This window comes from Oleiphilus sp. HI0132, assembly GCF_001635845.1.
This window is the reverse complement of sequence record NZ_LWGJ01001540.1, coordinates 1-898: the sequence shown is the minus strand read 5'-3', so window position 1 is coordinate 898 and position 898 is coordinate 1. Positions and strand designations below refer to the sequence as shown.

The window sequence follows — 898 nt, the reverse complement described above, 5'->3', positions numbered from 1 at the left end:
GATCAGGGTCTTAATGTTCTTGAGGATGTCGTGATCGAGATGCCGATGTCGAAGGATCGTACCTTAGCGAATCACGCTTACGACAGTGGCGCTGTTCGGATAAAAGCGGCGCTTGATGCGGGGCAGGATGTGGCGTTTTTGTGTGAAGGCGACCCCTTATTTTTCGGCTCGTTTGCCTACTTACTTGAGCGGCTTCAGGATGACTACCCCTGTCAGGTGATCCCAGGTATTTCGTCTGTGAATGCTGCTGCCAGCGCGATGATGCAACCGCTTACAATGTTAAAAGAATCGTTTGTTGTGGTCAGTGGCCGTCATCAGGATTCGCAAATAGAGCGAGCCCTTAGCGAGCACGATAGTGTGGTGATCATGAAAGCAGGGCAGGCCCGCCCAAGAATATTGGCATTGCTTGAGCGAACGGGAAGATTAGCCGACGCCACGTATCTTGAATATATCGGCCGAGATAATCAGAAGATTGTGAGCGATATAACTCAATTATCTCCAGAGCAAGGGCCGTATTTTTCTTTGTTTGTGGTTTTACCATCGGCAGATCGTAGCTCAGAGGAGAGAAGTCGTGATTAGAATTTTCGCGTTAACCGAAGCCGGGCGCTGTTTGGCAGAACGCTTAGCAAGCGCAATTAGAACCGATTCAACTGCGCTTACGAATGAAGTCGAGGTGTCGTTTAAACCGCAACCCTTTGCGCAAACGGTGCAAGACTCATTTCGCGCCGGCGAACGACAGATTTTAATCTGTGCCACAGGCATTGTCATGCGAACACTCGCGCCGGTAATGGTGAACAAACATGAAGACCCGCCCGTCCTCGTTCTGGATGAACGTGGCGAATTTGTTATTCCCTTGCTGTCCGGGCATGAAGGTGGCGCGAATGAGTTTGGGCGAATT

1 protein-coding gene and 1 pseudogene are annotated in these 898 nt (G+C 50.4%); both read left to right on the top strand.

Going from position 1 to position 898, the window contains the following annotated elements:
- On the top strand, positions 1 to 579 hold a 579-nt coding region (locus A3766_RS23700), incomplete at its 5' end, for an SAM-dependent methyltransferase (RefSeq protein WP_068643090.1).
- Positions 572 to 898 (top strand): annotated as a pseudogene (locus A3766_RS23695) (cobalamin biosynthesis protein CbiG); the annotation flags it as partial. The gene A3766_RS23700 and the pseudogene A3766_RS23695, both read left to right, overlap by 8 nt.